General features: G+C 45.7%; 1 protein-coding gene. It reads right to left on the bottom strand.

Features of this window, described 5'->3' with window-relative positions; translation table 11 throughout:
- The coding region (locus ACYVTD_RS18720; protein ID WP_461249088.1) for a hypothetical protein at window positions 1–269 on the bottom strand (269 nt) is incomplete at its 3' end.
- Between the last annotated feature and the right edge of the window lie 55 nt (window positions 270–324).

The following is a 324-nucleotide window of genomic DNA, read 5'->3' as shown; positions in this document are numbered from 1 at the left end:
GGAATAAACATGGGAGACCCGTTGCTTTCATACGAATTTCTAAGCCCTATTCCGTTCATTATCCTCATTTTTTGGATTTGCGTATAATTCGGAAAAACATCATTAAAAGTACGGGTTTCGATGGGGGGGGCTTCAAAGATAAGATCGTCGGCTTCAAAGAAAAAAGAGTCGTCGTCATAAAAATCTTCGCCGTCAAAGGCGGGCTGGCCTTCTCCGCCGGATTCCGTGCCGGGGATCTCCTGCGCGCAGAGGAGGGGAACAAAAAACAACGCGATAAGGAAAAGAAAGCAAAAAACGGCTATTTTCCCCAGCGAAGTCATAAAT

The organism is Treponema sp. R6D11, assembly GCF_054786075.1.
This window is presented reverse-complemented; position numbering and strand designations above follow the sequence as displayed.